This window comes from Micromonospora globosa (assembly GCF_000717585.1).
Lineage (GTDB): Bacteria > Actinomycetota > Actinomycetes > Mycobacteriales > Micromonosporaceae > Micromonospora > Micromonospora aurantiaca.
The window spans coordinates 61,666-86,625 of the sequence record NZ_JNZR01000025.1; the positions used below are offsets into that span (position 1 = coordinate 61,666).

18 protein-coding genes and 1 riboswitch are annotated in these 24,960 nt (G+C 73.7%); of the genes, 9 read left to right on the forward strand and 9 right to left on the reverse strand.

The window, feature by feature from the left end; all coding sequences use genetic code 11:
• Positions 1-21 precede the first annotated feature (21 nt).
• On the reverse strand, positions 22-642 hold the full coding sequence (locus tag IF06_RS0121900) for an L-threonylcarbamoyladenylate synthase (protein ID WP_013286492.1): 621 nt from the start codon (positions 640-642) through the stop codon (positions 22-24).
• 96 nt (positions 643-738) lie between these two features.
• On the opposite strand from IF06_RS0121900, the gene IF06_RS0121905 reads away from it, so the two are divergent.
• Both IF06_RS0121905 and IF06_RS0121910 read left to right on the forward strand, forming a co-directional pair.
• Positions 739-1,116: a hypothetical protein gene (locus IF06_RS0121905; protein WP_030273228.1), complete on the forward strand. Its 378-nt coding sequence runs from the start codon at positions 739-741 to the stop codon at positions 1,114-1,116.
• A gap of 261 nt (positions 1,117-1,377) precedes the next feature.
• Positions 1,378-4,392 (forward strand): glycosyl hydrolase, encoded by a 3,015-nt coding sequence (locus tag IF06_RS0121910; protein WP_030273230.1) that lies wholly within the window; start codon positions 1,378-1,380, stop codon positions 4,390-4,392.
• 57 nt (positions 4,393-4,449) lie between these two features.
• On the opposite strand, the gene IF06_RS0121915 is transcribed toward IF06_RS0121910, so the two are convergent.
• From IF06_RS0121915 to IF06_RS0121935, 5 genes are all read right to left on the reverse strand, one after another.
• The gene (locus IF06_RS0121915) at positions 4,450-4,830 is read right to left on the reverse strand and encodes a VOC family protein (RefSeq protein ID WP_013476665.1); all 381 of its coding nucleotides are present in this window, start codon (positions 4,828-4,830) and stop codon (positions 4,450-4,452) included.
• Between the two features lie 45 nt (positions 4,831-4,875).
• Entirely contained in the window at positions 4,876-5,739 is an 864-nt protein-coding gene (locus IF06_RS0121920; RefSeq protein WP_013286496.1) for an SDR family NAD(P)-dependent oxidoreductase, read from the reverse strand.
• A gap of 524 nt (positions 5,740-6,263) precedes the next feature.
• Positions 6,264-9,059, reverse strand: a complete 2,796-nt coding sequence (locus IF06_RS0121925; RefSeq protein ID WP_030273232.1) for an FAD-binding and (Fe-S)-binding domain-containing protein — start codon at positions 9,057-9,059, stop codon at positions 6,264-6,266.
• 46 nt (positions 9,060-9,105) lie between these two features.
• The gene (locus IF06_RS0121930) at positions 9,106-9,876 is read right to left on the reverse strand and encodes a hypothetical protein (RefSeq protein ID WP_030273236.1); all 771 of its coding nucleotides are present in this window, start codon (positions 9,874-9,876) and stop codon (positions 9,106-9,108) included.
• 29 nt (positions 9,877-9,905) lie between these two features.
• Positions 9,906-10,847 carry a diacylglycerol/lipid kinase family protein gene (locus IF06_RS0121935; RefSeq protein ID WP_030273238.1) on the reverse strand — a complete coding sequence of 314 codons (942 nt, stop codon included), beginning with the start codon at positions 10,845-10,847 and terminating at the stop codon, positions 9,906-9,908.
• 153 nt (positions 10,848-11,000) lie between these two features.
• On the opposite strand from IF06_RS0121935, the gene IF06_RS32275 reads away from it, so the two are divergent.
• The 4 genes from IF06_RS32275 to IF06_RS0121955 all read left to right on the forward strand — a co-directional run bounded on the left by IF06_RS32275 (position 11,001) and on the right by IF06_RS0121955 (position 17,947).
• Positions 11,001-12,209, forward strand: coding sequence for a hypothetical protein (locus IF06_RS32275; RefSeq protein WP_232236746.1), 1,209 nt, complete (start codon positions 11,001-11,003; stop codon positions 12,207-12,209).
• 137 nt (positions 12,210-12,346) lie between these two features.
• Positions 12,347-13,009 (forward strand): hypothetical protein, encoded by a 663-nt coding sequence (locus IF06_RS0121945; RefSeq protein WP_013476660.1) that lies wholly within the window; start codon positions 12,347-12,349, stop codon positions 13,007-13,009.
• Between the two features lie 146 nt (positions 13,010-13,155).
• On the forward strand, positions 13,156-15,471 hold the full coding sequence (locus tag IF06_RS0121950) for a transglycosylase domain-containing protein (RefSeq protein WP_030273240.1): 2,316 nt from the start codon (positions 13,156-13,158) through the stop codon (positions 15,469-15,471).
• Between the two features lie 412 nt (positions 15,472-15,883).
• Positions 15,884-17,947, forward strand: coding sequence for a M4 family metallopeptidase (locus IF06_RS0121955; protein ID WP_030273242.1), 2,064 nt, complete (start codon positions 15,884-15,886; stop codon positions 17,945-17,947).
• Positions 17,948-18,044: 97 nt separating this feature from the next.
• Here the strand turns inward: IF06_RS0121955 and IF06_RS0121960 are convergent, their stop codons facing one another.
• Together IF06_RS0121960 and IF06_RS0121965 are read right to left on the reverse strand one after the other, a co-directional pair.
• The gene (locus IF06_RS0121960) at positions 18,045-18,494 is read right to left on the reverse strand and encodes a YbaB/EbfC family nucleoid-associated protein (protein WP_030273244.1); all 450 of its coding nucleotides are present in this window, start codon (positions 18,492-18,494) and stop codon (positions 18,045-18,047) included.
• 188 nt (positions 18,495-18,682) lie between these two features.
• Positions 18,683-19,342 carry a transglycosylase family protein gene (locus tag IF06_RS0121965; RefSeq protein WP_030273245.1) on the reverse strand — a complete coding sequence of 220 codons (660 nt, stop codon included), beginning with the start codon at positions 19,340-19,342 and terminating at the stop codon, positions 18,683-18,685.
• Positions 19,341-19,512: riboswitch (cyclic di-AMP (ydaO/yuaA leader) on the reverse strand. Its footprint overlaps the gene before it by 2 nt.
• A 145-nt stretch (positions 19,513-19,657) precedes the next feature.
• Here IF06_RS0121965 and IF06_RS0121970 point away from each other — a divergent pair.
• The 3 genes from IF06_RS0121970 to IF06_RS0121980 are packed head-to-tail and all read left to right on the forward strand — an operon-like array spanning position 19,658 to position 22,473.
• Complete coding sequence (locus IF06_RS0121970) at positions 19,658-21,220, forward strand: LLM class flavin-dependent oxidoreductase (protein WP_030273248.1); 1,563 nt, start codon at positions 19,658-19,660, stop codon at positions 21,218-21,220.
• Between the two features lie 46 nt (positions 21,221-21,266).
• Positions 21,267-21,743: a winged helix-turn-helix transcriptional regulator gene (locus IF06_RS0121975; protein ID WP_013286507.1), complete on the forward strand. Its 477-nt coding sequence runs from the start codon at positions 21,267-21,269 to the stop codon at positions 21,741-21,743.
• 31 nt (positions 21,744-21,774) lie between these two features.
• Complete coding sequence (locus IF06_RS0121980; RefSeq protein ID WP_030273250.1) at positions 21,775-22,473, forward strand: SDR family oxidoreductase; 699 nt, start codon at positions 21,775-21,777, stop codon at positions 22,471-22,473.
• A 575-nt stretch (positions 22,474-23,048) separates the two neighbouring features.
• Here the strand turns inward: IF06_RS0121980 and htpG are convergent.
• Positions 23,049-24,941, reverse strand: a complete 1,893-nt coding sequence (htpG, locus tag IF06_RS0121985) for a molecular chaperone HtpG (protein ID WP_030273252.1) — start codon at positions 24,939-24,941, stop codon at positions 23,049-23,051.
• Positions 24,942-24,960 lie beyond the last annotated feature (19 nt).

A 24,960-nucleotide genomic window follows, 5' to 3' on the forward strand; every position in this document is an offset into this window, starting at 1 on the left:
GCGGGGCGGAACGGGTGATCGTTACTCGAAGCGGGCCGGGTCGCCGGCGCCGCGGCGCAGGATCTCCGGCTCGGGGCCGGACAGGTCGACCACTGTGGTCGGCTCCAGCCCGCAGTCCCCGGCGTCGACCACGGCGTCGACGAGGTGGTCGAGCCGTTCCTTGATCTCCCAGCCCTGGGTCATCGGCTCGTCCTCGCCGGGCAGCAGCAGCGTGCTGGTCAGCAGCGGCTCGCCGAGTTCGGCGAGCAGCGCCTGGGTCACGGTGTGCCGGGGTACGCGCGCCCCGACCACCCGGCGCCGCGGGTCCTGCAACCGGCGGGGCACCTCGGCGGTGGCCGGCAGCAGGAAGGTGTAGCTGCCCGGGATGACGGACTTGACCTGCCGGAAGACCGCGTTGCTGAGCTTGACGAACTGGCCGAGCTGGGCGAAGTCGGCGCACATCAGGGTGAACGGGTGCCGGTCGTCGAGCCGCCGGATCTCCCGGATCCGCTCCACGCCGTCGCGGTTGCCGATCCGGCAGCCGAGCGCGTAGCAGGAGTCGGTCGGGTAGGCGATCACCCCGTCGGCGCGCAGCAGGTCCACCACCTGCCGGATCACGCGGGGCTGGGGGTTGTCCGGATGCAGGTCGTAGTACCTCGCCACGCCGGCCAGCCTATGTCCACGCCCCGGCGGGCGCAGGTTTGGCCGGGGCGGTTTCCGGAAACAGGTGGGGGCCGTTCACGACAGGGGGACCGAATCATGTCCGAAGCCAGCACAGACCGCGTCGCCGACCGCCCCGCGGAGGTGACCGATCCGCTGCTGTGGGACCTGGCCGCCGCGGTGGCCGACGCGCACCAGCCGGACGCCGAGCGCGCCTGCACCAGCCCGAGCTGCGTCGGGGCGGCGTGGCCGTGCGCGGCCTGGAACAACGCGCAGGCGGGGCTGAGCGCCGCCCGGACGCCGCGGCAGTCCGCCGCGCCCCGGCAGTCCGCCGGCTCGTCGCAGTCCGCGTCGCGGCCGGTCGCCGGACAGCCGGGCGCCGGGCAGCCGGGCGCCGGTCGAGCCGGTGCCGCCGGTGAGCCGGGCACGGCTGCGGCACGCACCGACGTGCGGAGTCTCGCCGCCACCGCCGCCTGACTCAGCGTAGGCGTACGCGTCCTCGCGCCGCCCCCGGCCGCCTCGGTCGGGGGCGGCGCTTCGTGCGGGCCGTCGAAGCTGGTCAGGGCGCTTCGCGAGGTGACCGGAGGGCCTTCCGTGCGCACGGGAGAGCGCTCTCTTTGGTAACAAGACATTGACGGAGCCGTAACCCGAACCTTACTGTCCCTTCTCAAGAGAGCGCTCTCACGACTGCCGGAACACCATTTCGTACCCCGCCTTCTCCTCGTGAAGGGGACCTCCATGAACCTCCTGCGGGACTTCTCCCCCGACCCCGTACCCCCGACCGCGCCCGTCCCGTCCCCGGCCCGCCGTCGCGGTCTGCGGGCGACCGCCCTCGTCGCCGCGTCCGTGCTCGCCGCCGGCCTGCTGGGCGCCGTGGCCGGCGGCGGCGGCACGGCCACCGCCGGCGCCGTCGGCGCGGGCAGCTACACCGAGACGCTGCCGCCCGGCGCCCAGCTGCCCAAGGGCTGCGGCGCGATCAGCACCAACCCGCGCATCTTCACCACCCCCGACGCGCCCGCCGGCGCCATCCCCACCAACGACTGGTGGTCGTCGCTGATCTGGAAGCGCAACAACTGCGCCGGCAGCGAGAACCTGCACGCCCACCCGCTGGCGTTCAAGGCCGAGAACAACGGGCTCGGCCTGTCGTACACCACCACCCCGGCCATCAGCGGCACCGCGACCGGCGTCGGCGAGTTCCACTACCCGTACGGCGAGGACGTCCGCGTCGGGATGCCCGGACTGTCCGCGCCGGTCGTCAAGGCCGCCGACTGGAGCGACTGGACGGTCACCGCCGACTGGAGCGACGGCAGCCGCACCATGCGCGCCACCATCGGCCACGGGCTGCCGTTCAGCTACTACACGGTCAGCGGCGGCACCGCGCAGCTCACCGCCACCGCGACGCCCACCGTGTGGCGCAACTCCGGCGCCACCATCGGCTTCACTGTCAACGGCCACGACTACGTCGCGTACGCACCGACCGGCGCGACCTGGACCGTCAACGGCGCCGGCATCAGCTCGACGCTGGCCGGCAAGGGGTACTTCTCGGTCGCGGTGCTGCCCGGCGGCGGCGACCGGGCCGCCCTGGCCGACACCTACGGCCGGTACGCCCACGCCCACGTCACCGGCACCCGGATGAGCTACACGTACGACCCGTCGGCGGGAACGGTGCGCACCACGTACGCGTTCACCACCACGCCCCGCGAGGGCAGCGAGACGAAGACAGTGGTGGCGCTCTACCCGCACCAGTGGCGCAGCCTCACCGGCGCCACCCCGATCACCCCGACGTACGTCTCGGCGCGCGGCGCCATGCGGGTGCTCACCGGCGTGCCGTCGTTCACCACCACGATGCGTTTCACCGGTGTGCTGCCCGAGGTGCCCGCCGTCGGCGACTCCAGCGGCGCGGACCTGGCCACCGTCACCGGCTACCTCAACGCCGAGCAGGGCAACCCGGAGGGCGTCAGCGGCCGGGACACCTACTGGGCGGGCAAGGGACTCGGCCGGGCCGCCCGGATCGCCGAGATCGCCGACCAGCTCGGGCAGACCCCGGTCCGCGACGCGGCGGTGACCGCGATGAAGAACCGGCTGACCAACTGGCTCACCGCCGGCTCGGGCGAGACCAGCCAGCTGTTCTACTACGACCGCAACTGGGGCACGCTGATCGGCTACCCGGCCTCGTACGGCTCCGACGAGGACCTGAACGACCACCACTTCCACTACGGCTACTTCATCGCCGCCGCCGCCACTGTCGCCAAGTTCGACCCGGGCTGGGCCGACGACAGCCGCTACGGCGGCATGATCGACCTGCTCATCCGCGACGCCAACAACTACGACCGCGCCGACAGCCGCTTCCCCTACCTGCGGGACTTCGACATCTACGCCGGGCACGACTGGGCCTCCGGGCTGGCGCCGTTCTTCGCCGGCAACAACCAGGAGTCCTCCTCGGAGGGGATGAACTTCGCCAACGCGCTGATCCAGTGGGGTCAGGCCACCGGCGACACCGCCGTCCGCGACGCCGGGGTCTACCTGTGGACCACGCAGTCGGCGGCCATCTCCGAGTACTGGTTCGACGTGAACGACCAGAACTTCCCGGCCGCGTTCGGGCACAAGACGGTCGGCATGGTGTGGGGCGACGGCGGGGCGTACGCGACCTGGTTCTCCTCCGCGCCGGAGATGATCCAGGGCATCAACATGCTGCCGATCACCGGCGGTCACCTCTACCTGGGCGACCACCCCGAGTACGTCAAGGCCAACTACGCCGAGCTGGTCACCAACAAGGGCGGCCCGCCGACCGTGTGGCAGGACATCATCTGGGAGTTCCTGGCCCTCGGCGACGGCGAGCAGGCGCTGCGCAACTTCCGGGCGAACAGCGGGTTCACCAGCGAGGAAGGTGAGAGCAAGGCGCACACGTTCCACTGGATCCGCAACCTCGCCGCGCTCGGCACCGTGGACACCACGGTCACCGCGAACCACCCGCTGGCGAAGGTGTTCGTCAAGAACGGCGCCCGCACCTACGTGGCGTCGAACATCACCGCCCGGCCGCTCACAGTCACGTTCTCCAACGGCACCACGCTCACCGTGCCGGCCGGGAGGACGGCCACCTCCGGGGCGTACGCGTGGAGCGGCGGCGACGCCACCGGCGGCGTGACCGTACCGACCGGTCCGCCGCCGACCTCGACGCCGACGCCGACCCCGACGACCGCCAGTCCGACGCCGACCACGGCCAGCCCGACGCCGACGCCGACGCCGACCACCGCCAGCCCCACTCCGAGTACCGGCACCCCGCTGACACCGGTCCGCTACCTGCGTACGGGCGGCGGGCTGGACGGCAGCGCCGGCACCGCCGGCACGGTGAACGTGGCGGCGGCGAACGGCAACTCCGACGGCACACCGGCCAACCCGCAGGTGTTCACCGCCACCGGGCTGACCGGCACGTACACCGGCGGGGCGACCGCGTTCGACCTGGCCGTCGACGCGGGGACCGCGATCGGCAACGGCGTCCAGATCCGGGTCTCCTACGACCTGACCGGCAACGGCAGCGTCGAGCGGGTGGAGACCTACCGGTACTTCGCCACCGATCCGATCCCGGGTGCGGAGCGCTACCGGCAGACCCAGGGCCTGCTCTCGGCCACCGGCACGCTGGGCAACCTGTCCGGCGGCACGGTACGCGTCGAGGTGTGGAACGCCATCGGTGGCGCGCCCACGATCCTCGGCGTCGGCAACGCCTCGACGGTCACGCTGCCGTACGGCTCCTGACCCACGGTTCCGGCGCCCCGGCCCGCGCGGCCGGGGCGCCGGCTCGTGCCTACCGGTTCACGGCCAGCGGGTCGCGGTGGCCTCGAACACCTCGCTGTCGCCGGCCACCGGGATGACGCAGAGCAGGTGCCCGCCCGGCGCGCGCAGCACGTGGCAGTCGAGCCAGCGGGACACCGGCGTGGCGCCCAGCCCGCACAGCCGCTCCACCTCGGCGGCCACGTCGTCGGTCTCGATGTCGAGATGGTGACGGGGCGCGTCGTCGACCGACTGCACGGCGGTGACCAGCCCCGGCACGACGTCGGCCAGGCCGGTGAACTCCGGTTCGGCCGGATCGGTGCGCAGGCTCGCGCCGAGCGCGGCGGACCAGAACGCGGCCGTCTCCCCCGCCTCGTCCTGCGGCGCGTCGATGATCAGGGCGTACAACCTCGATCGATGCATCGCCCGAGCCTAGCCACGACCGCCGGCAGCGGCAGCCCGGCGAGGTCAGGCGGTCACGTGGGCGCTGTCGCCGGCCGTCGCGGCGAACGACGTGCCGCTGACCATCCGCGCGGCGTCGGAGGCGAGGAACACCACCAGCGGCGCCACGTCCTCCGGCTCCACCCACGGCACGCCGAGCGGCGTCTTCGACCGCAGCGCCTGAATCGCGGCGTCCTCCACCTGAGCCAGGTCACCGGAGGCCGGCTTGCCCGCCTCGACGAGCGCCTGGACGTACCGGTCCCGGTGCCGGGTCAGGGCGGTGTCGACCAGGCCCGGGATCACCGCGTTCACCGTCACGCCGTGCGGCCCGAGTTCCAGCGCGGCGGACTTGACCAGCCCGATCAGTCCCCACTTGGACGCCGAGTACGCGGACCCGTTCGTCGTGCCGTGCTGCCCCTGGGTGGACGAGGTGACCACGATCCGGCCGCCGCCGCGACGTACCAGCAGCGGCGCGAAGGCCCGCAGCACGTTCGCGGCGCCGGTGAGGTTCACGTCGATCTGGTCGTGCCAGTGCCGGTCGGTCATCTCCAGCAGCGGCGCGAACGCCTGGATGCCGGCGTTGGCGAACAGCACGTCCACGCCGCCGTGCTCGCGTTCCACCGCCTCGGCGACAGCGCGTACCGCGCCGATGTCGCGCTGATCGGCCACGTGCGCCGACCAGCGGGCGCCCGCCGCCGTCACCCGCCGGCCGGTCTCGGCCAGGTCCTCCGGGGTAGCGGGCGGCAGGTCCAGGATCGGGCTGACCGGCCCGGCGACGTCCATCCCGGCCACGTCCGCGCCCGCCTCGGCCAGCGCCACCGCCGCGGCCCGGCCGATCCCCCGCGCGGCGCCGGTGACCACAGCGACCCGCCCCGACAGCACCCCCGCCACCGCGTCACCCCTCCCGTGGACTCCCCTCTCGCACCGTAAGCCCTGCCGCCATCGCCCCGCCTGCAATCGAGATCCCCGTACGCCCGCCCAGCTCACCGCACCCCGGCCCGCTCATCACCGATGCCTCCCTCAACCGGCGACCGCCTCGCCCAAGTGGAGGCGCACCTCTGGACAGAACCAGCCACCTCCCGGAGTTGGCGTCAAGCACGCACCCCACGTGCACCCGCCGATCCAAGGTCAACGCCAGCACGGGGAGGTGGTCACATCCAACCCACCCGGACCCCACCACTTCCCCGAACTGGTGTCGATCACGTATGACCTGCCCACGCCCGGCACCCCACGCCACCAAAGGCCGACACCACCTCGCCGAAGCGGCGGTATCCCCTGCATGAGAAGCGAGCCACCCGGCCAAAGCCCAGGCCAAGGAACCCAAGATCAACACCACCATCGGGAAGTGGCGCCTTCAGACCCGGCCCGACCCCACCACTTCCCCGAACTGGTGTCGATCTTGGAGGACCGGACCGCTACGGCGCGGTCACCTCGGCCAGCAGCTCCAGCAGGTGCCGGTACGGCTGCCCGGTGGCCCGCGCCAGCCCGATCTCGCAGGTGCGGTTCACCGAGGCGTACCCGTCGAAGGGCCGTGCCGCGACGGCGGCGGCCTCGGCCCGGGTGGCCGACGCGGTCAGCTCCGGATGCAGCAGACCCCGGTCGCCGGCGAAGCCGCAGCACTGCCAGCCCTCCGGGACCACCACCTCGTCGGCGACCGCGCGGGCCACGGTGAGCAGCGCGTCGTCCAGGCCGAGCCGGACCGACGAGCAGGTCGGGTGCAGCGCGAGCGAACCGATCCGGCGGCGCACCGTCAGCCGGGGCAGCAGCGTGCCGGCGGTGTACGCGACCGCGTCCACGACCCGCACGTCCCCGGCGCCGTCGAGCAGCCGTTCGAAGCCCTCGGTGCAGGACGCGGCGTCGCTGACCACCGGCAGCGCGCCGTCGCGGCTCGCGGCGCGCAGCACCGGGGGCACGCGGTCGCGGACCGCCCGGTAGCCGTCGGCAAGACCCTTGGACGACCAGGGAGTGCCGCAGCACAGGTCACCGATGCCGTCCGGCACGAGCAGGCGTACGCCGGCCCGCTCGGCGAGCGTGAGCAGCGCTGCGGCCACGCCGGTGCCACCCTGCGCCGGGGCGAACAGCGTGCCCAGGCAGGACGGCACGAACACCGCGTCCGGGTCGTCGGCCGGGTGGGGGCGGCGCGGGGTGCCGCCCCGCGGCAGGTCCCGCTGCCACCGCGGCACCCGGTCCGCGCCGAGCACCGCGCGGGCGGCCCGGGTGGCGGCCTCGGGCAGCGCGGGCGGCAGCGTCCCGGCCAGGTCGAGTCCCCGGGCCATGCCCCGGGTGGTGGCGCCCCAGCGGCGGGCCGCGCCGCGCCAGGCGGTCCCCGCCGTCCGGCCGTGCTCCTGCGCGCGCAGCCGCTTGACCAGGTCACCGGTGTTGATCAGCACCGGGCAGGCGGTGGCGCACATGCCGTCGACCGCGCAGGTCTGCACCGCGTCGTAGTCGTAGTCGTCGGTCAGCTCCCGGACCAGCGCGGTGTCTCCGGCGGCCTGCGCGGCGACGATCTCCCGGCGCAGCACGATGCGCTGCCGGGGCGTGGTGGTGAGATCACGGCTGGGGCAGACCGGCTCGCAGTAGCCGCACTCGACGCAGCGGTCCACCTCCTCCTCCACCGCCGGCACGGTCTTGAGGTGCCGCATGTGGATCTCCGGGTCGTCGCTGAGCAGCACTCCCGGGTTGAGCACGCCGTCGGGGTCGCACAGCGTCTTCAGCTCGCGCATCACCTCGTACAGCTCGTCGCCGAACTGGCGCCGCACGTACGGGGCCATCACCCGGCCGGTGCCGTGCTCGGCCTTGAGCGTGCCGCCGTGGCCGAGCACCAGGTCGACCATCTCCTCGGTGAAGTCGGCGTAGCGCGCCGGGGCCGCACCGCCGTCGAACCGCTCGTTGAGCATGAAGTGCAGGTTGCCGTCCTTGGCGTGGCCGAAGATGACGCTGTCGGCGTACCGGTGCCGGTCGAACAGGTCGGCGAGCGCCGCGCACGTGCCGGCCAGCGCCTCGACCGGCACGGCGATGTCCTCCAGCAGCGCCGTGGTGCCGGACGGGCGGGCGCCCGCGACCGCCGCGTACAGGCCCTTGCGGATGTGCCACAGCGCGGCCCGGGCGGCCGGTTCGCCGCTGAGCCGGGCCGGTGCGCTCAGCGGCAGGCCGGCCAGCACCGGCCCGGCGGCGGCGACCCGGTCGGCGAGCGCCTCCGGGTCGGACTCCTGCCACTCGGCGAGCAGCGCGGCGTGCCCGCGCACGGCCAGGCCGCGCAGCGTCGCGTCCGCCTTCGGATCGCGCTGGGCGACCCGCAGGGCGGCGGCGTCGAGCAGCTCGATCGCCGCCGGCCCGGCGGCCACCAGCGCCGGCATGGCGGCCATCGCCGCGCCCAGGGTGTCGAAGACCAGCAGGCCGGTCGCGGCGTGCCGGTGCACGGGTACGGTGCGGAACGTCGCCGAGGCGACGAACGCGAGCGTGCCCTCGCTGCCCACCACGAGCCGGGTGAGCAGGTCGGCCGGGTCGTCGTGGTCGAGGAACGCGTTCACGCCGTACCCCATGGTGTTCTTCATGGCGTACTGGGCGCGGATGCGGCGCACCGAGTCGGGATTGCCGCGTACCCGGTCGCGCAGCCGCAGCAGCCCGGCGTGCAGGTCCGGTTCGGCGGCGCGCAGCCGGGCGTCGGCGTCCGGGGCGCCGGTGTCCAGCACGGTGCCGCCGGGCAGGGCGAGGACCAGCGACTCCAGCGTCCGGTACGTGTTGAACTCGGTTCCGCAGGTCATGCCGCTGGAGTTGTTGGCGACCACGCCGCCGACCGTGCAGGCGGACTCGCTGGCCGGGTCGGGGCCGAGTTTGCGGCCGTACGGCGCGAGGCGCGCGTTCACCTGCCGCAGCACCACCCCGGGCTGCACCCGTACCCGCCGCCCGTCGTCGAGCACCGTCAGGTCGCGGAAGTGCCGCCGCACGTCGACGAGCAGCCGGTCGGTGACCGCCTGGCCGCTGAGGCTGGTGCCGCCGGAGCGGAACGTCAGCGCGGTGCCGGTGCGGCGCCCGTACGCGAGCAGCGCGGCCACCTGACCGGCGTCGGCCGGCGTGATCACCGCGCCGGGGTGCAGCAGGTAGTGCGAGGCGTCGTGGGCCATCCGCAGCCGGTCCGCGGCCCGGGTCGTCACGCCGCCGGGCACCACCGACTCCAGCCCGGCCCGCGTGGACGCGCTCAGCTCCGTCATGATCACCGCACCTCCCCCGGCTCACAGTAGTCACGCACGGCGGGGGTCACCGCGCGGTGATCCGGTCCAGCACCCGCCGCTGGAACGCGCGGGCAGCCGGGCCGGACGGCGGCGTGCCGCCCCGGCGGGCCGCGATCGAGGCGCGGATCAGCGCGGCGTCCGGGTCGTCGGCGGCCACCCGCAGCCCGGCGTCGACCTTGCCCAGCCAGACGCCGTCGCGGATGCGCACCAGCGCCCGGCAGGCGCCGAGCACCGCGTCCTCCGCGCCGGGGGCCGGTTCGTCGCCGGGTGGCGTGGGCAGCGCCAGCCACCAGCGCAGCGCGTCCGCAAGCAGCGCCCGCAGCGCCTCCAGGGACGGGTCGGCGAACACGTCGGCGGCGGGCGGGCCGAGTAGCGTCCGGCCGGACTGGCGCAGGATGCTGCGGTCCAGCGCGTACCAGAACCGCCCGTCGGCGGCGGGCCGGTCGGCCGGGTCGTAGGTGGCGCGGAACGGCATGGTGGCGCCGGTGTTCAGCTCGACCTCGAAGCCCGGCTCCGGGGTGCCGGAGGCGGCCACGTCGCGGCGGTAGACGACCAGTTCCAGGCCGCGCGCCGGGCATGGCAGCGACTCGTGCCGCAGCCGGTTCACGAGCAGGCGCTTGTCCGGCTCCGGCATCGGCCCGGCGGCCACCAGCGCCACGTCCACGTCGCTGCGGCCCGGCTGGTACGCGCCCAGCCCGACCGACCCGGCGGCGTACGCGCCGACCAGGTCCTCACCGAGCACGTCCCGGGAGCGGCGGACCACTTCGGCCAGGTAGTCGCGGATGTCGTCGCGCATTCCGGCATCCTGCCCCGGCCCGGGCGCGGTCAGTCCGCCGGGTCGGGACAGCACACGGTCAGCGCGCCCGGCACCACCTTCACCTTGAGCCGTTTCGCCTTGCCCCGGGCGCCGCCGTCCAGCTCGTACGTCTTCGGCGCGTCGAACCGGACCTTGATCTTGCGACCCCGGGTGATCCGCACGAACGGCGACTCCTCGGAACGCCCGGCGGCCATCCGGCCCAGTGTGCGCGCCCAGTCCACCGCGCCGCTGGCGGTGGACACGCCGACCTCCAGCGCCCCGTCGTCCGGGCGGGCGTCGTCGAAGGCCGGGATGCCACCGGTGATGGTGCCGACGTTGCCGAACAGCACGCAGCTCGCCTCGTCGTCGAACCAGTCGGCGCCGTCGACCCGGATCCGGGTCCGTACGCACTCGCCGCGCACGTGCCGCAGCCCGGTCCAGACGTACGCGATCCGGCCGAACCGGCCCTTGAGCTGCCGGTCGGCGTCACGGATCAGGTCGCCGTCGAACCCGGCGCCGGCCATCACCGCGAAGTGCTCGCCGTTGATCCGGCCCAGGTCCAGCTCGCGCCGGCGGCCGTGCAGCGCGATGCGCACCGCCTCCGGCAGGTCGACCGGGATGCCCAGGTTCACCGCGAACAGGTTGGCCGTGCCGGCGGGCAGGATGCCCATCGGCACGCCGCTGCCCGCGAGCGCGTCGGCGCACCGCTGCACCATGCCGTCGCCGCCCCACACCAGCACCAGCTCGGCACCCTCGTCCAGGGCCGCGCGCACCCGCTTGGGCGCCTTGCGGCTCTTCGGCACCTCGTACCAGAGCAGCCGCCCGACCCCGGCGGCGACGAGCCGCGAGCGCAGCTCGTCGAGCCCACCCCCGAACGTCTTCTTCCGGTGGGCGACGACAGCGACCACACCGGCCGGGGGCGCGGCGGGGGCGGGGTCGGTGTCCGGGCGTTCGGCCGTGCGCGTGTCCATGGCCGGCTGGTACCCGGACGCCGCGGATCCCACGCCTGCGCCCGGCGCGACGCGCCCGACACGGATCGACGGCGTACTGTGCCCGGGCCGCCACGTTGGGTACAGTGCGGGGCGTCGATCGGTGCCGCCGGGCGTGGATCCGAAGGGTGCGGGATGTCGGAACGGACCGGGTGGATGGCGCGCTGCACGCTGCGCCTCGGCCTGCTGCTCGGTGCCGTGGCGGTCGTCTGGGGCGCCCACGAGGTCGCATCCGGCTCGGCCGCCCACGCCGCCGACCGCGAGCCGTCCGGCCCGCTCACCGCCACCGTCGGGGTGCTCACCCACACGCTCGGAACGGTGCTCGGCCTGCCCACGTCCGGAACGGGCGCCGCGCCCTCCACCGGATCCGGTGACGCCGCGGCGCAGCCGGCGACGCCCGCCGCGCCCGCGCCTGCTCCCGACCCCGCCGCACCCGGCCCCGCCGCACCCGCGCCCGCGTCCGACTCCGCCGCGCCGGTGCCCGCACCTGACGCGACCGCGCCGAAGCCCGGCACGCCCGCGTCCGGAACGCCGTTGCCCGGCACGGGCCGGCCGAAGGCCCAGCCGGCCCCCGCGGCGCCGGTCACCGGCCGGGTGGTCGACGCGGTGGTGACGCCGGTACACGACCACGTGCTCACGCCCGTCACCGACGGCCTGCGCCCGGTCACCGACCCGGTAAGCGACCACGTGCTCGCGCCGGTCGCGGAGGGCCTGCGCCCGGTCACCGACCCGCTGAGGGCAGGCGTGCTCGACCCGGTGGCGGACGTGCTGGCCCCGGTCGTGGAGCCGTTGCGCCCGATCCTCGGCCCGGTCTGGCGGGGCCTGGAACCGGTACTCGACCCGCTGGATCCGGTGCTCGATCCGCTCAGCCCGGTGACCGATCTGATCGACCCGCCGGCCGCGCCGGAACCCGGCTCGCCCCCGGCGCCCGGCGAGCCCGTGCCCGGCCCGGCCGCTCCCGGCGCCCCGATCGTCCCGGCCGACCCGGCCGCGACGCCGGCACCGGCTCCCGAGCGTACGCACGACACGCCGCCCCGCATCGGCGGGCCGGTCCTCGCCGCCCCGGCGGCGCGCAGCCTCACCGTCGTCGGCACGCGGTGGGTCGAGCCCGTACGCAGCCGGGCACCGGCGACCGTCGGTCCGGCCGCGCACGTCACGACCACACCCGCCCTGCCGCTGCCGCTCGACGGCGTCACCCACGGCGGCGGCGCGGTGCACAGCGAGGCCGCCGACGCGGACGCGAACCGCTGGCGACTGCCGACGCTGACCCACGGGTACGCGCGACCGTCGGCCGACCCGCTGCCGCCGTCGCGCACGTCGCGCCCCGGCACCAGACCTGCCTGAGCGGACTCCACAGGCACCACCTCCGATCCGGAGCACGGGCGTGTCCCGCCCGACTGCCGCATGCCGCGGCGGCGCCGTCGACAGTCGTCCGGCGCCCGCAACCGACCCGACCACGCCTGGAAAACAGGAGTTCGTTCATGAGCACAGCCCTGCCCGTCGTCCGCGCCCGATGGTGCGACATCGGCCGGATCGCCGATCTCGTCGCCGAGGCCCTCGCGCCCACCGCGCTGGCCGCCTGGCTCGTCCCCGACAAGTCCCGCCGCCTGCCGGTCCTCGCCGCCGTGGCGCGGATCTGGACCGAACACGCGTTGCTGTTCGGCGACGCGTTCCTGCTGCCCGACGGCAGCGCCGCCACCGTGTGGTTCCACCGCTACCGCCCGATCCCCGTCCCCCACCGGTACGCCGACCGGCTCGCCGGCGCCGCCGGGGCGGACGAGGACCGGTTCCGCCGCCTCGGTGAGGAACTGGCGGCACGCCGTCCTGCCGAGCCGCACAACCATCTGGCGCTGCTGGCCGCGCCCCGGGGCGGCGCGACGCAGGCGCTGTCCGCGGCGCAGCGCCGGATGGACACGTTGAGCCTGCCCACGTACGCGCACCCGTGCGCCGGTGAGCAGGAGGAGGAGCTGCTGCGGCGGCTCGGCTACGCCGAACGGGAGACGTTCGCCGCCCCGGACGGCACGCCGGTGCGGTCGTTGTGGCGGTCGGCGCCGTTCCACGCGGGCGGCAACGACAGGTGGCGGACCCGCCGGGCCGCCCGCCGGGAACGCGACGACCGGGCCGTCGGCTGGGCGGCACGCTGACCGGCTGAGCCCCGGGCCGGGGTGGACGACCGCCGCCCCGGCCCGGACCGGCGCCACACCGTCCGGCTTCTTCGGCCGGTGCCGTCGGCGCAGCTCGGTTAGCCTGCGAGCCGGGCACGACTCAGCCGAGCAGTCGGAGGTAACGCGTGCGGAACAGCGGATCCACCCCGGAACCGGGCGGCGCGACCCAGGTGCGCCCCAGGCGCAAGCGGCGGCGTCTGCTGGTCGTCCTCGCGGTCTGCACGCTGCTGGCCGGCTGCGGGCTGGTCGCCGGCGGCTACTACTTCGACAGCGTGCCGACGCCCAGCGACCTGAAGCTGCCCGAGTCCACCACCGTCTACTACGCAGACGGGCGCACGCCGATGGCGAAGCTGGGCGCGCAGAACCGCACCATCGTGCCGTACGACCAGATGAACGACTCGGCGAAGCAGGCGATCGTGGCGGCCGAGGACCGTACGTTCTGGACGAACCAGGGCATCGACTTCAAGGGTGTGCTGCGGGCGGCCTGGGCCAACGTGAGCGGCGGGCAGCGGCAGGGCGCGTCCACCCTCACCCAGCAGTACGCGCGCATCGCCGCGGACCTGCGCGGGGTCACCTACTCCCGCAAGCTGCGCGAGGCGGTGATCGCGTGGAAGCTCGACGACGCGTACTCCAAGGAGGAGATCCTCGGTTTCTACCTGAACACCGTGCCGTTCGGCCGGGGCGCGTACGGCATCGAGGCGGCCGCGCAGACGTACTTCGGCAAGACGGTGCGCCGGGACGCACCCGCCGCGCGGCAGCTCACGCCGGCCGAGGCGATGGTGCTCTGCGCGATGGTGAAGCAGCCGGAGGCGGACCCGGCCGACCCCGAGGGCTCGCCCGGCTACGACCCGCGCCGCAACGCGCTGGCCCGCCAGAACTCGATCGACAGGTGGAACTACATCCGCGACGGCATGGTCAAGCTCGGTTACCTGACGCCGCAGCAGGCGGCGGATCTCGCGTACCCGGACACGGTCCGGCCGATCGACAAGGACGCGGGCCGCTCCGACCTGGACCGGCCGACCGGCCTGGTGGTCAACCACGTGCTCGCCGAGCTGCGCGAGACCGACCCGTTCCGCGGCAAGCCCGACGAGGTGATCCGCGACGGCGGCTACCGGATCGTCACCACCATCGACAAGCGCGTGCAGGACGCGGCCGAGGCGGCGGCTGACATCCGCCGCGACACCGCGCCGCAGGCGGTACGCGGCCAGCCGCGCAACTGGCAGGCCGCGCTGGTGGCGGTGGAGCCGGGCACCGGCCGGGTGCTCGGCTACTACGGCGGCGACAAGGGCTCGGGCGCGGACTACGCCGGCTGGTACTACGACGAGAACGGCGAGACCCGCGGCTTCGGCCAGCATCCGCCGGGGTCGTCGTTCAAGGTGTACGACCTGGCCGCCGCCGTACGCGACGGGATCTCGGTGAAGCAGCGGTTCGACTCGCCGGACACCAAGGAGTTCCCCGCCTCGGGGCGGACGAAGGGCAGCGCGGCCGGGCCGATCCGCAACGCGGAGCGCGCGCCCTGCCAGCCGGACTGCGCGCTCTGGGAGGCCACTGTCGCGTCGCTGAACGTGACCTACTTCGAGCTGACCGAGAAGCTGGGCACCGCCAAGGTGATCGAGACCGCGCGGCAGGCCGGCGTGGAGTCGATGTGGGAGACGGTGCGGGGCAATCCCCGGCCGCAGCGCGTCGACCTGCGCAGCGACCCGGCCGACGAGGTGGCGAAGCGGTTCTCCACCGAGGTCGGGATCGGGCAGTACGGCATCACCGTGCAGGACCACGCGAACGGGATGGCGACGTTCGCGGCCGGCGGCAAGCGTGCCGACGCGCACTTCGTCCGGTCGGTGACCAAGGACGACGAGGAGGTGTGGACCGAGCAGCTGCGGACGACGGACCTGGGCCTGGACCGGGAGGCGATCGACCAGCTCGACTGGACGCTGCGCCGGGTGCGGGCCGCCGAGCTGGGCAACGGCTGGGACTCCGCCGGCAAGACCGGCACGTGGCAGGCGGGGCAGAGCACCACGCAGAACGTGCACACCTGGATGGTCGGCTGGACCGGCGCGCTCGCCTCGGCCGTCTGGCTGGGCACCACCGACGGCAAGCCGCTGCGGACGAAGGGCGGCAGCTACGAGGTGTACGGCTCGACCGGCGCCGCGCCGATCTGGCGGCAGTTCATGACCCGGGCCACCGCGGCCATGAAGCTCGACCCGGGCAAGTACCGCTTCGGTGAGCCGGCGTTCCCCGGCGAGACCCCGGAGCCGACCCGGTCGGCGCCACCGCCGCCGACCACCGCCGCGCCGACGCCCTCGGAGTCGCCGAGTCCGAGCCCTTCCTCGTCGAGCCCGAGCCCGGGCCCGACCGGTCGGCCGACGTCACGGCCGACGCTGACGCCGTCGCTTCCACCGCTGCCCACCGTGTCGCCGACGCGTACCCGCGGCCCGCGCTGACCCGTCCGGGCGGCGGATCGGCCGCCGCCCGGCCGCGCGCACGGCGGCCTCGCGTCTATGCGCGCCATTCGCACACAGCGGCAACGTCCGCAATTTGCACGCCCGCCCATCCACAGTCGGCGATATTCGCCCTGATCAGGGCCTATTGAAGATCATGGTTGCCTGAATCGACGCGCGCGGCGACACGCCCGACTGTCAGCCGTTGCCCAGGTCACCCATTGCTCCGGGCTCGGGCGGCGTGTGATTGTGCACCAGCGAGCCGCCGACCCCCGGCGACTCGCGACGGTCGATCTGTCGACCCGGAGCCACGCCGGCAGCTCCGGTGACCGGCCGTCACCCTGCCTCGCACCACCGCGCCGCCCGTCCCCACCGGGCTCCGTGCGGCGCGCCTGTAGAACAGGAGCAAACCCCCGTGAAACTCTCACCTCGCTTCGCCGCGCTCACCGGCGCGGCCGCGGCCGGCATCCTCGCTGCCGGCACCGCCGCGGCCGTGCAGGCCGCGCCACCCGGGCCCGCCGCCCCGGACCCGGCCCAGGCCCGCGCGACCGCCGCCGACTCGGCCCGTGCCCTGGTCGCGAACCGTCCCGCCTACCTGCAGGCCGGCTCCGACGACGCGTTCGTCCAGAAGCCGGTCATCTCCTCCGAGGGCACCCAGTACGTGCCCTACGAGCGCACCTACAAGGGCCTGCCGGTGGTCGGCGGCGACTTCGTGCTCGCCACGGACGCGGCCGGCAACCTGAAGTACGCCTCGGTCGCCCAGCAGCGGCCCATCGGCGCGCTGGCCACCACGCCCGCGCTGACCCGGGACGCCGCCGCGAAGACGGCGCGCGCCCAGCTCACGACCGTGAACGCGGTCGAGGGCACCACGCTCGTGGTCTACACGCTCGGCGCCGCACCGGCGCTGGCCTGGGAGACCACGGTACGCGGCACCGGCGCGGACGGCCCCAGCCGGCTCACCGTCGACGTCGACGCCCGCACCGGCGCGGTCCTGCGCAAGCAGGAGCACGTGGTGCGCGGCACCGGCACCGGCGCCTGGAACGGGCCCAGCCCGCTGACGCTCAACACCACCCAGTCGGGCTCGACGTACACCATGAAGGACCCGACCGTCACGAACCTGAGCTGCCAGGACGCGGCGAACAACACCACGTTCAGCGGCTCCGACGACGTCTGGGGCAACGGCACCGCCACCAACAAGGAGACCGGCTGCGTGGACGCGTTGTTCTCCGCGCAGACCGAGCACAAGATGCTCGCCCAGTGGCTGGGCCGCAACGGCGCCAACGGCAACGGCGGCTACTGGCCGATCCGGGTGGGCCTCAACGACCAGAACGCCTACTACGACGGCAGCCAGGTGCAGATCGGCAAGAACACCGCCGGTCAGTGGATCAGCTCGCTGGACGTGGTGGCGCACGAGATCGGCCACGGCATCGACGACAACACCCCCGGCGGCATCTCCGGCGGCGGCACGCAGGAGTTCGTGGCTGACACGTTCGGCGCGGCCACCGAGTGGTTCGCCAACGAGCCGTCCAGCTACGACGCGCCCGACTTCCTGGTCGGCGAGAAGATCAACCTGGTCGGCTCCGGCCCGATCCGCAACATGTACAACCCGTCGGCGCTCGGCGACCCGAACTGCTACTCCAGCAGCATCCCGTCGACCGAGGTGCACGCCGCGGCCGGCCCGGGCAACCACTGGTTCTACCTGCTCGCCAACGGCAGCAGCCCGACCAACGGGCAGCCGTCCAGCTCGACCTGCAACGGCAGCAGCGTGACCGGCCTGGGCATCCAGAAGGCCATGAAGATCATGTACAACGGCATGCTGCTGAAGACCTCGTCCTCGTCGTACCTGAAGTACCGCACCTGGACGCTGCAGGCGGCGAAGAACCTCTACCCGGGCAGCTGCGCGGAGTTCAACACGGTCAAGGCGGCCTGGGACGCGGTGAGCGTGCCGGCCCAGTCCGGTGACCCGACCTGCGCCGGCGGCACCCCGACGCCCACCCCGAGCACCACGACCACCCCGCCGTCGGGCGGCTGCTCCGGCAACAAGCTCGCCAACCCGGGCTTCGAGTCCGGCAACGTGAGCTGGAGCGCCTCGTCCGGCGTCATCACCACCGCCAGCGGCCAGGCCGCGCACGGCGGCTCGTACAAGGCGTGGCTGGACGGGTACGGCTCGTCGCACACCGACACGCTCAGCCAGTCGGTGACGATCCCGGCCGGCTGCCGGGCGACGTTGAGCTTCTGGCTGCACATCGACAGCGCGGAGTCGACCACCAGCACCGCGTACGACAAGCTCACCGTCAAGGCGGGCAGCACCACGCTGGCCACGTACTCCAACCTGAACAAGGCCACCGGCTACGTGCAGCGGTCCTTCGACATCTCGTCGCTCGCAGGCACCACGGCGACCATCTCGTTCAGCGGCGTGGAGGACAGCTCGTTGCAGACGTCCTTCGTCGTCGACGACACCGCGGTCACCCTGAGCTGACCGTGGCGTGCGCGGCCGGTCGTCGTCCTCCCGGCGGCCGGCCGCCTCGCCGTGTCCGGACCGGCGTCCCGCCGTGTCGGGCGGCCGTTTCGCCGTGTCAGGCCCGGCGCGCGCCCTGGGACGCGGTGCCGCGGTCGCGGTGGATCCGCGCGGCCGCCTCGTGCATCGCGCGGCCGAACAGCTCGGCCTGGTCGCCCATGCTGCCGAGCCGGGCGGCGAGCGCGTCGGCGTCGGCCCGCGCCGACGCGCTGACCCGGGCGTCCAGCTCGGACAGCGCGGCGTTGGCGGCGGTGACGAAGTGTCCGCAGAGGACGTCGAGGGGCTCGCCGGCCAGTTCCGGGTCGATCGTCACGGAATCCAGCCGGCCACCCTGGACGGCGACCGCGCGGACCCGGCCGCCGGCGGCCGTGCCCTCGGCGCGCAGCAGGTCGCCGGGCTCGCCGTCGGCGTGCGCCGAGGCCCGGGAGCGCATCGCGGTGAGCGCCTGCTGCGTGCGGGTCAGCAGCTCGTCGATGCTCGCGGCCGCCGAGAACGGGTCGTTGGTCATATCCGCGCTTTCTTCACGTCTTAGCCGAGCATCGTGACCCTAGCAACCGGCTCCGACGAATCGCGGTCACCACCGTTGCGGACCGTCTCCCGGACGCCGGGAGCAGGCCGGACACCGTCGACGCGGCGTGTCGCGGACGGGGCGAACGCCCGACCGGGTCGCCCCGGCCGGGCGTTCTCGGACCGCTGTCAGCGCAGCCGCAGCCGCTGACCGGGGAAGATCAGGCCGGGGTCGTCGCCGACCACTGCGCGGTTGCGCTCGTGCAGGGCGCGCCAGCCGCCGTCGACGCGCTGCGTCACGGCGATCTCCGACAGCGTGTCCCCACGCCGGACCAGGTACGTCCCGGCGCCGGACGACGGCTGCGGCGCCACCGTCGTCGTGGCGCGCTCGGGCGCGGCCCTGCGGGTGGCCGCCCGCTCCGGCGCGGCCTCGCGCGTGGCGGCCCGCTTCGGGGCCGCCTTTGTGGTGGCCCGCTCGGACCGGGTCGCCGCGCTCGCCGAGCCGCCCTTCTTGCCGCAGACCGGCCACGCGCCGATGCCCTGGCCGCGCCGCACCTTCTCCGCGACGGCGATCTGCTCGGACCGGCTGGCCAGGTCGGCGCGGGCGGCGTACTTCTTGCCGCCGTAGCCGTTCCAGGTGGCGCGGGAGAACTGGAGCCCGCCGTAGTAGCCGTTACCGGTGTTGATCTTCCAGTTGCCGCCCGACTCGCAGCGCGCGACCGCGTCCCAGTTGACGCCTGCGCTGGCCGGAGCGGCCGGGCCGAACAGGGTCGCGGCGCCGACGGCGGCGCCGGCCAGGACCGCTCCGAGGGCGGTACGGCGGCTTCGGGCTGAGTATTCAGTTGCCATGTGGATTCCTCCACGCCGACGAGGTGAGCTGTCGGGTTCGGGCCGAGGAGCCCGGCCGCCGGTGGCGGCTTCACCCCGAGGTGACGATGCACCGTGGAACGTGTGGTTCCCCCGCTCCCGCGCGAGGTCCGGTTACCGGGGACGGCGGCGGGATTTGGCGTTTCCGGCCCGTGGTGTCCGCGTCTGCGAACGAAACCGACGCTAGGAGCGATTTGCGACGATCGTCCACTTCTTGTGACGCTCTTCACCCGGCCGGGCTACCGGCGGCGGCGCTACGGTGGCAGGGCCAGGCAAGATCACGGGAGGGCTTGACGGATGACCGATCACGGACACGAGCTGACCTTCGGCGGCTTCATCACCCCCGCCGCCGGGCAGCCCGACCAGGTCGTGGCGCTGGCCCGGCTGTGCGAGCAGGTCGGGCTGGACCTGGTCACGTTCCAGGACCATCCCTACCAGCCGGGCTTCCTGGACACCTGGACGCTGATGTCCTACGTGGCCGCGGCGACCGAACGCATCCGCCTGGCCGGAAACGTCCTCAACCTGCCGTTGCGCCAGCCGGTGGTGCTGGCCCGCAGCGTCGCCAGCCTGGACCTGCTCACCGGCGGCCGGGTCGAGCTGGGACTCGGCGCGGGCGCGTTCTGGGACGCGATCGAGGCGGCGGGCGGGCGGCGCCTGTCCCCCGGCGCCGCCGTCGACGCCCTCGACGAGGCGATCCGGGTGATCCGCGAGGTCTGGGACACCGGCAGCCGCGGCATGATCCGTGTCGACGGCGAGCACTACCGGGTGGTCGGCGCCAAGCGCGGCCCGGCGCCCGCGCATCCGGTCGGCATCTGGGTCGGCGCGTACAAGCCGCGCATGCTGCGCCTGGTCGGCCGCGCCGCGGACGGCTGGCTGCCGTCCCTGTCGTACCTGCCGAAGGGCCCCGACGAGCTGCCCGCCCTGAACGCGCTCGTGGACGAGGGCGCCCGGGCCGCCGGGCGCGACCCGGGCGCGATCCGCCGCATGCTCAACGTGACCGGCACGTTCGCCCGCTCGTCGGCCGGCTTTCTGGCCGGGCCGCCGGAGCAGTGGGTGGAGGAGCTGGCCGGGCTCACCCTGGAGCACGGCATCACCACGTTCATCCTCGGCAGCGACGAGCCGCGCGCGATCCAGATCTTCGGCCAGGAGGTGGCGCCCGCGGTCCGGGAGCTGGTCGCCGCCGAGCGCGCCACGCCCGCCGGCGGCGCCCGGGAGGCCGCCGACGAGCCGACCACCGCCGGCGGCCCGAGCACGCTCGGCGTCACCCCCACCCCCGACCCGGGGGTACGCCTGAGCGCACGCCGCCCGTGGGACGAGTCCACCCGCCCGAGCGCCCCGCCGCCGCCGGCCGGACAGGTCTACCCGGCCCGGGGACAGGCCGCCGGGCAGCACCTGGTGGACGTGCACGACCATCTGCGCCAGGAACTGGCCCAGGTGCGCGACCTGCTGGAACAGGTCAAGCAGGGCTCGGTCTCGCCGGGCCGGGCGCGGGCGGCGCTCAACGAGATGACCATGCGGCAGAACAACTGGACGCTCGGGGCGTACTGCGCGGCCTACTGCACGATGGTCACCCAGCACCACGGGCTGGAGGACGCCTCGGTCTTCCCGCACCTGCGCCGCTCAGAGGCCGGGCTGGCCGCGGTGCTGGACCGCCTCGAGGAGGAGCACGTGGTGATCCACGGGGTGGTGGAGAGCGTCGACCGGGCGCTCGTGGAGCTGGTCCGGCGGCCCGGCGACTTCACGCAGCTCCAGGAGGCGGTGGACCTGCTCACCGACACGCTGCTGTCGCACCTGTCGTACGAGGAGCACCAGATCGTCGAGCCGCTGGCCCGGCACGGGTTCTTCCCCGGCCAGCTGTGAGGTAGCTGACTTCTGATTCCCTAAGTCAGGGGGTACCGTCGACGCCATGACGGACCTCCTTGCGCAGCGTGACTCCTGGTCCACCGCCAACTGCTCGATCGCCCGGGCGCTGGAGGTGGTCGGCAACCGCACCACGCTGCTCCTGCTGCGGGAGGCGTCGTTCGGCACCCGCCGCTTCGACGACTTCGCCCGGCGGGTCGGCGTCAGCGAGCCGGTGGCCGCCGCACGCCTCAAGCAGCTCGTCGCCGACGGGCTGCTCGACCGGCGTCCCTACCGGGAGCCCGGGCAGCGCACCCGCGACGAGTACGTGCTCACTGCGAAGGGAAGCGACCTGATCCCGGTGCTCGTCGCGCTGCGGCAGTGGGGCGACACGTACGCCGCCGACGAGGCGGGCCCGGCGGTGCGGGTGGCCCACGAGGAGTGCGGCGCCGCGGTGCACGCCCGGCTGCGCTGCGGCGCGGGGCACGACGTACCCCCCGGCGAGCTGGCCGTCCTGCCCGGTCCGGGCCTGCTGTCCGCCTGACCCCTCCCTTCTCCACACCTCGGAGCGAGACATGAAGATCGCTGGAAGCACCGCCCTGGTCACCGGCGCCAACCGCGGCTTCGGCCGGCACCTGGCCGCCGAACTCGTCGCACGCGGCGCCACCGTCTGGGCCGGCGCCCGCAACCCGGACACCGTGGACCTGCCCGGAGTCACCCCGGTACGCCTCGACATCACCGACCCCGAGTCGGTGGCCGCCGCCGCGCAGCGGGCCGGGGACGTGACGCTGCTGGTCAACAGCGCCGGCGTGAGCACCGGCACCGACCTGCTCGACGGCGACCTCGCGCAGATCCGGCTGGAGATGGAGACGCACTACCTCGGCACGCTGTCGGTGGTACGGGCGTTCGCGCCGCAGATCGTGGCCAACGGCGGCGGCACGATCCTGAACGTGCTGTCGGCGCTGTCCTGGTTCACGTTCCCCGGCGTCGGCGCGTACGGCGCGGCGAAGGCCGCCGAGTGGTCGATGACGAACGCCCTGCGCCTGGAGCTGGCCGGCCGGGGCGTCCGCGTCGCGGGCCTGCACGTGGGCTACATGGACACCGAGATGGCCGCCGCCGTACCCGGCCCGAAGGCCCACCCGGCCGACGTCGCCCGGCTCGCCGCCGACGGCATCGAGTCCGACAGCTACGAGATCCTCGCCGACGACGTGGCGCGCCGGGTCCAGGCCGGACTGTCCGGCGGTGTAGCCGCGCTCTACCCCGCGCTCCCCTGAGCCGACCCGCCTCGCCGAGGCGGCGGCGTCATCTCGGCGAGCCGTTGCCGACCAACCGGCTGCCACGACAACCGCCTGAGGTCCCTCCATCTGGCACCAGCCTCCCCCACCCTGGGACACCCAAGCTCCCACGACTATCGCCCGGGCACAGTCGATCAACAGCCGTCGACAAGAGCCTGACATTCAGCCGGTGCCCGCCGCGCGGCGCTCCGCCCCATCCACACCGACCCACACCTGTGCACCCGGGCAGCCCTGCCGACGCGGGCGGAAGCCCCTAGCGTCCCGGGCATCCCTCCAGATGGGATCGCTCGTCCCCAGTCTGGGAGACCCACCGTGATCAACACCAGTTCGGCGAAATGGCGGGGTCAGAGCCCGTCCGATACCACCACTTCGGCGAGCTGGAGTGGATCACGCAACTGACCCGACACCCGCCCGACCATCGACTTCCGAGCGGGGTCGACACCGGCTCGGCGAGGTGGCGGTATCGGTGGCATGCCGATACCGCCACTTCGGCGGCATGGAGTCGATCACGCCGGCCCGCCGGGGCGGGTCGGGCGAACCGGGTCGGGGTGGGGCTACAGGCCGCGGGCGAGACGGTCGGCGAGGATCCGGGTGAACCGGGCCGGGTCGGCCAGCTCGCCGCCCTCGGCCAGCAGCGCCATGCCGTACAGCAGCTCGGCGGTCTCGGTCAGCGCGGCCGTGTCGCCGCCCTCCCCGTGCGCCTTGCGCAGCCCGGTGACCAGCGGGTGGGCCGGGTTCAGCTCCAGGATCCGCTTGACCCGGGGCACCTCCTGGCCCATCGCCCGGTACATCTTCTCCAGCGTCGGCGTCATGTCGTGCGCGTCGCCCACCACGCAGGCCGGTGAGGTGGTCAGCCGGGTGGACAGGCGCACCTCCTTCACGCTGTCGGCGAGCGCGCCGCCGAGGAACGTGAGCAGGTCGGCGTACTCCTGGCGCTCCGCCTCGGCCTTCTCCTTCTCCTCCTCGGTCTCCAGGTCCACCTGCCCCTTGGCGACCGAGCGCAGCGTCTTCCCGTCGTACGCGCCGACGCGCTCGACCCACACCTCGTCCACCGGGTCGGTGAGGATCAGCACCTCGTAGCCCTTGGCGCGGAACGCCTCCAGGTGCGGCGAGTTCTCGATGGTGGCCCGGTTCTCGCCGGTGGCGTAGTAGATCTCGGTCTGGCCGTCCTTCATCCGCTCCACGTAGTCGCGCAGCGTGGTCGGCTCGGCCGGGTCGTGGGTGCTGGCGGTGCGAACCAGTTCCAGCAGCGTCTCGGTGTTGTCCGGGTCCTCCAGCAGACCCTCCTTGACCACCGCGCCGAACTCGGTCCAGAACGTGCGGTACGACTCGGCGGACATGTCCTTGAGCGTGGCGAGCACCTTCTTGACCAGCCGCCGGCGCACCGCGCGGATCTGCCGGTCCTGCTGGAGGATCTCCCGGGAGATGTTCAGCGACAGGTCGTGCGCGTCCACCACGCCCTTGACGAAGCGCAGGTAGTTGGGCATCAGCGCGTCGCAGTCGTCCATGATGAACACGCGCTTGACGTAGAGCTGCACACCCCGGCGGCCCTGCGGGGAGAACAGGTCGAGCGGGGCGTGCGACGGCAGGAACAGCAGCGCCTCGTACTCGAAGGTGCCCTCGCCGCGCATGTGGATCGTCTCGAGCGGGTCGGCCCAGTCGTGCGCGACGTGCCGGTAGAACTCCTTGTACTCGGCCTCGTCGACCTCGTCCCGCGAGCGCGCCCAGAGCGCCTTCATCGAGTTGAGCGTCTGCTCCTCGCGGGTGGTGGCGCCGTCCTCGCCGGGCTTGTCGACAGTCATCCGGATCGGCCACGAGATGAAGTCGGAGTAGCGCTTGACGATCTCGCGGATCGTCCACTCGGCGGTGTAGTCGTGCAGGTTGTCGTCGGTGTCGACCGGCTTGAGGTGCAGCGTGACCGAGGTGCCCTGGGGCGCGTCCTCGACCTCCTCGATCGAGTAGGTGCCCTCGCCCGCGGACTCCCAGCGGGTGCCGCCGGACTGCCCGGCGCGGCGGGTCAGCAGCGTCACCCTGTCGGCGACCATGAACGTGGCGTAGAAGCCGACGCCGAACTGGCCGATCAGCTCCTGGGACGCGGCGGCGTCGGCGGACTCGCGCAGCTTGCGCAGCAGCTCGGCGGTGCCGGACTTCGCGATCGTGCCGATCAGGCCGACCACCTCGTCGCGGTTCATGCCGATGCCGTTGTCCCGCACGGTGAGCGTACGGGCGTCCTTGTCGACCTCGATCTCGATGTGCAGGTCGGAGGTGTCCGCCGACAGTTCCTTGTCGACGAGCGACTCCAGCCGCAGCTTGTCCAGCGCGTCGGACGCGTTCGAGATCAGTTCGCGCAGGAAGACGTCCTTGTTCGAGTAGATCGAGTGCACCATCAGCTGCAACAGCTGACGAGCCTCGGCCTGGAACTCCAACGTCTCGACGCGGTTGCTCACACCGACTCCCTCTCCTCTG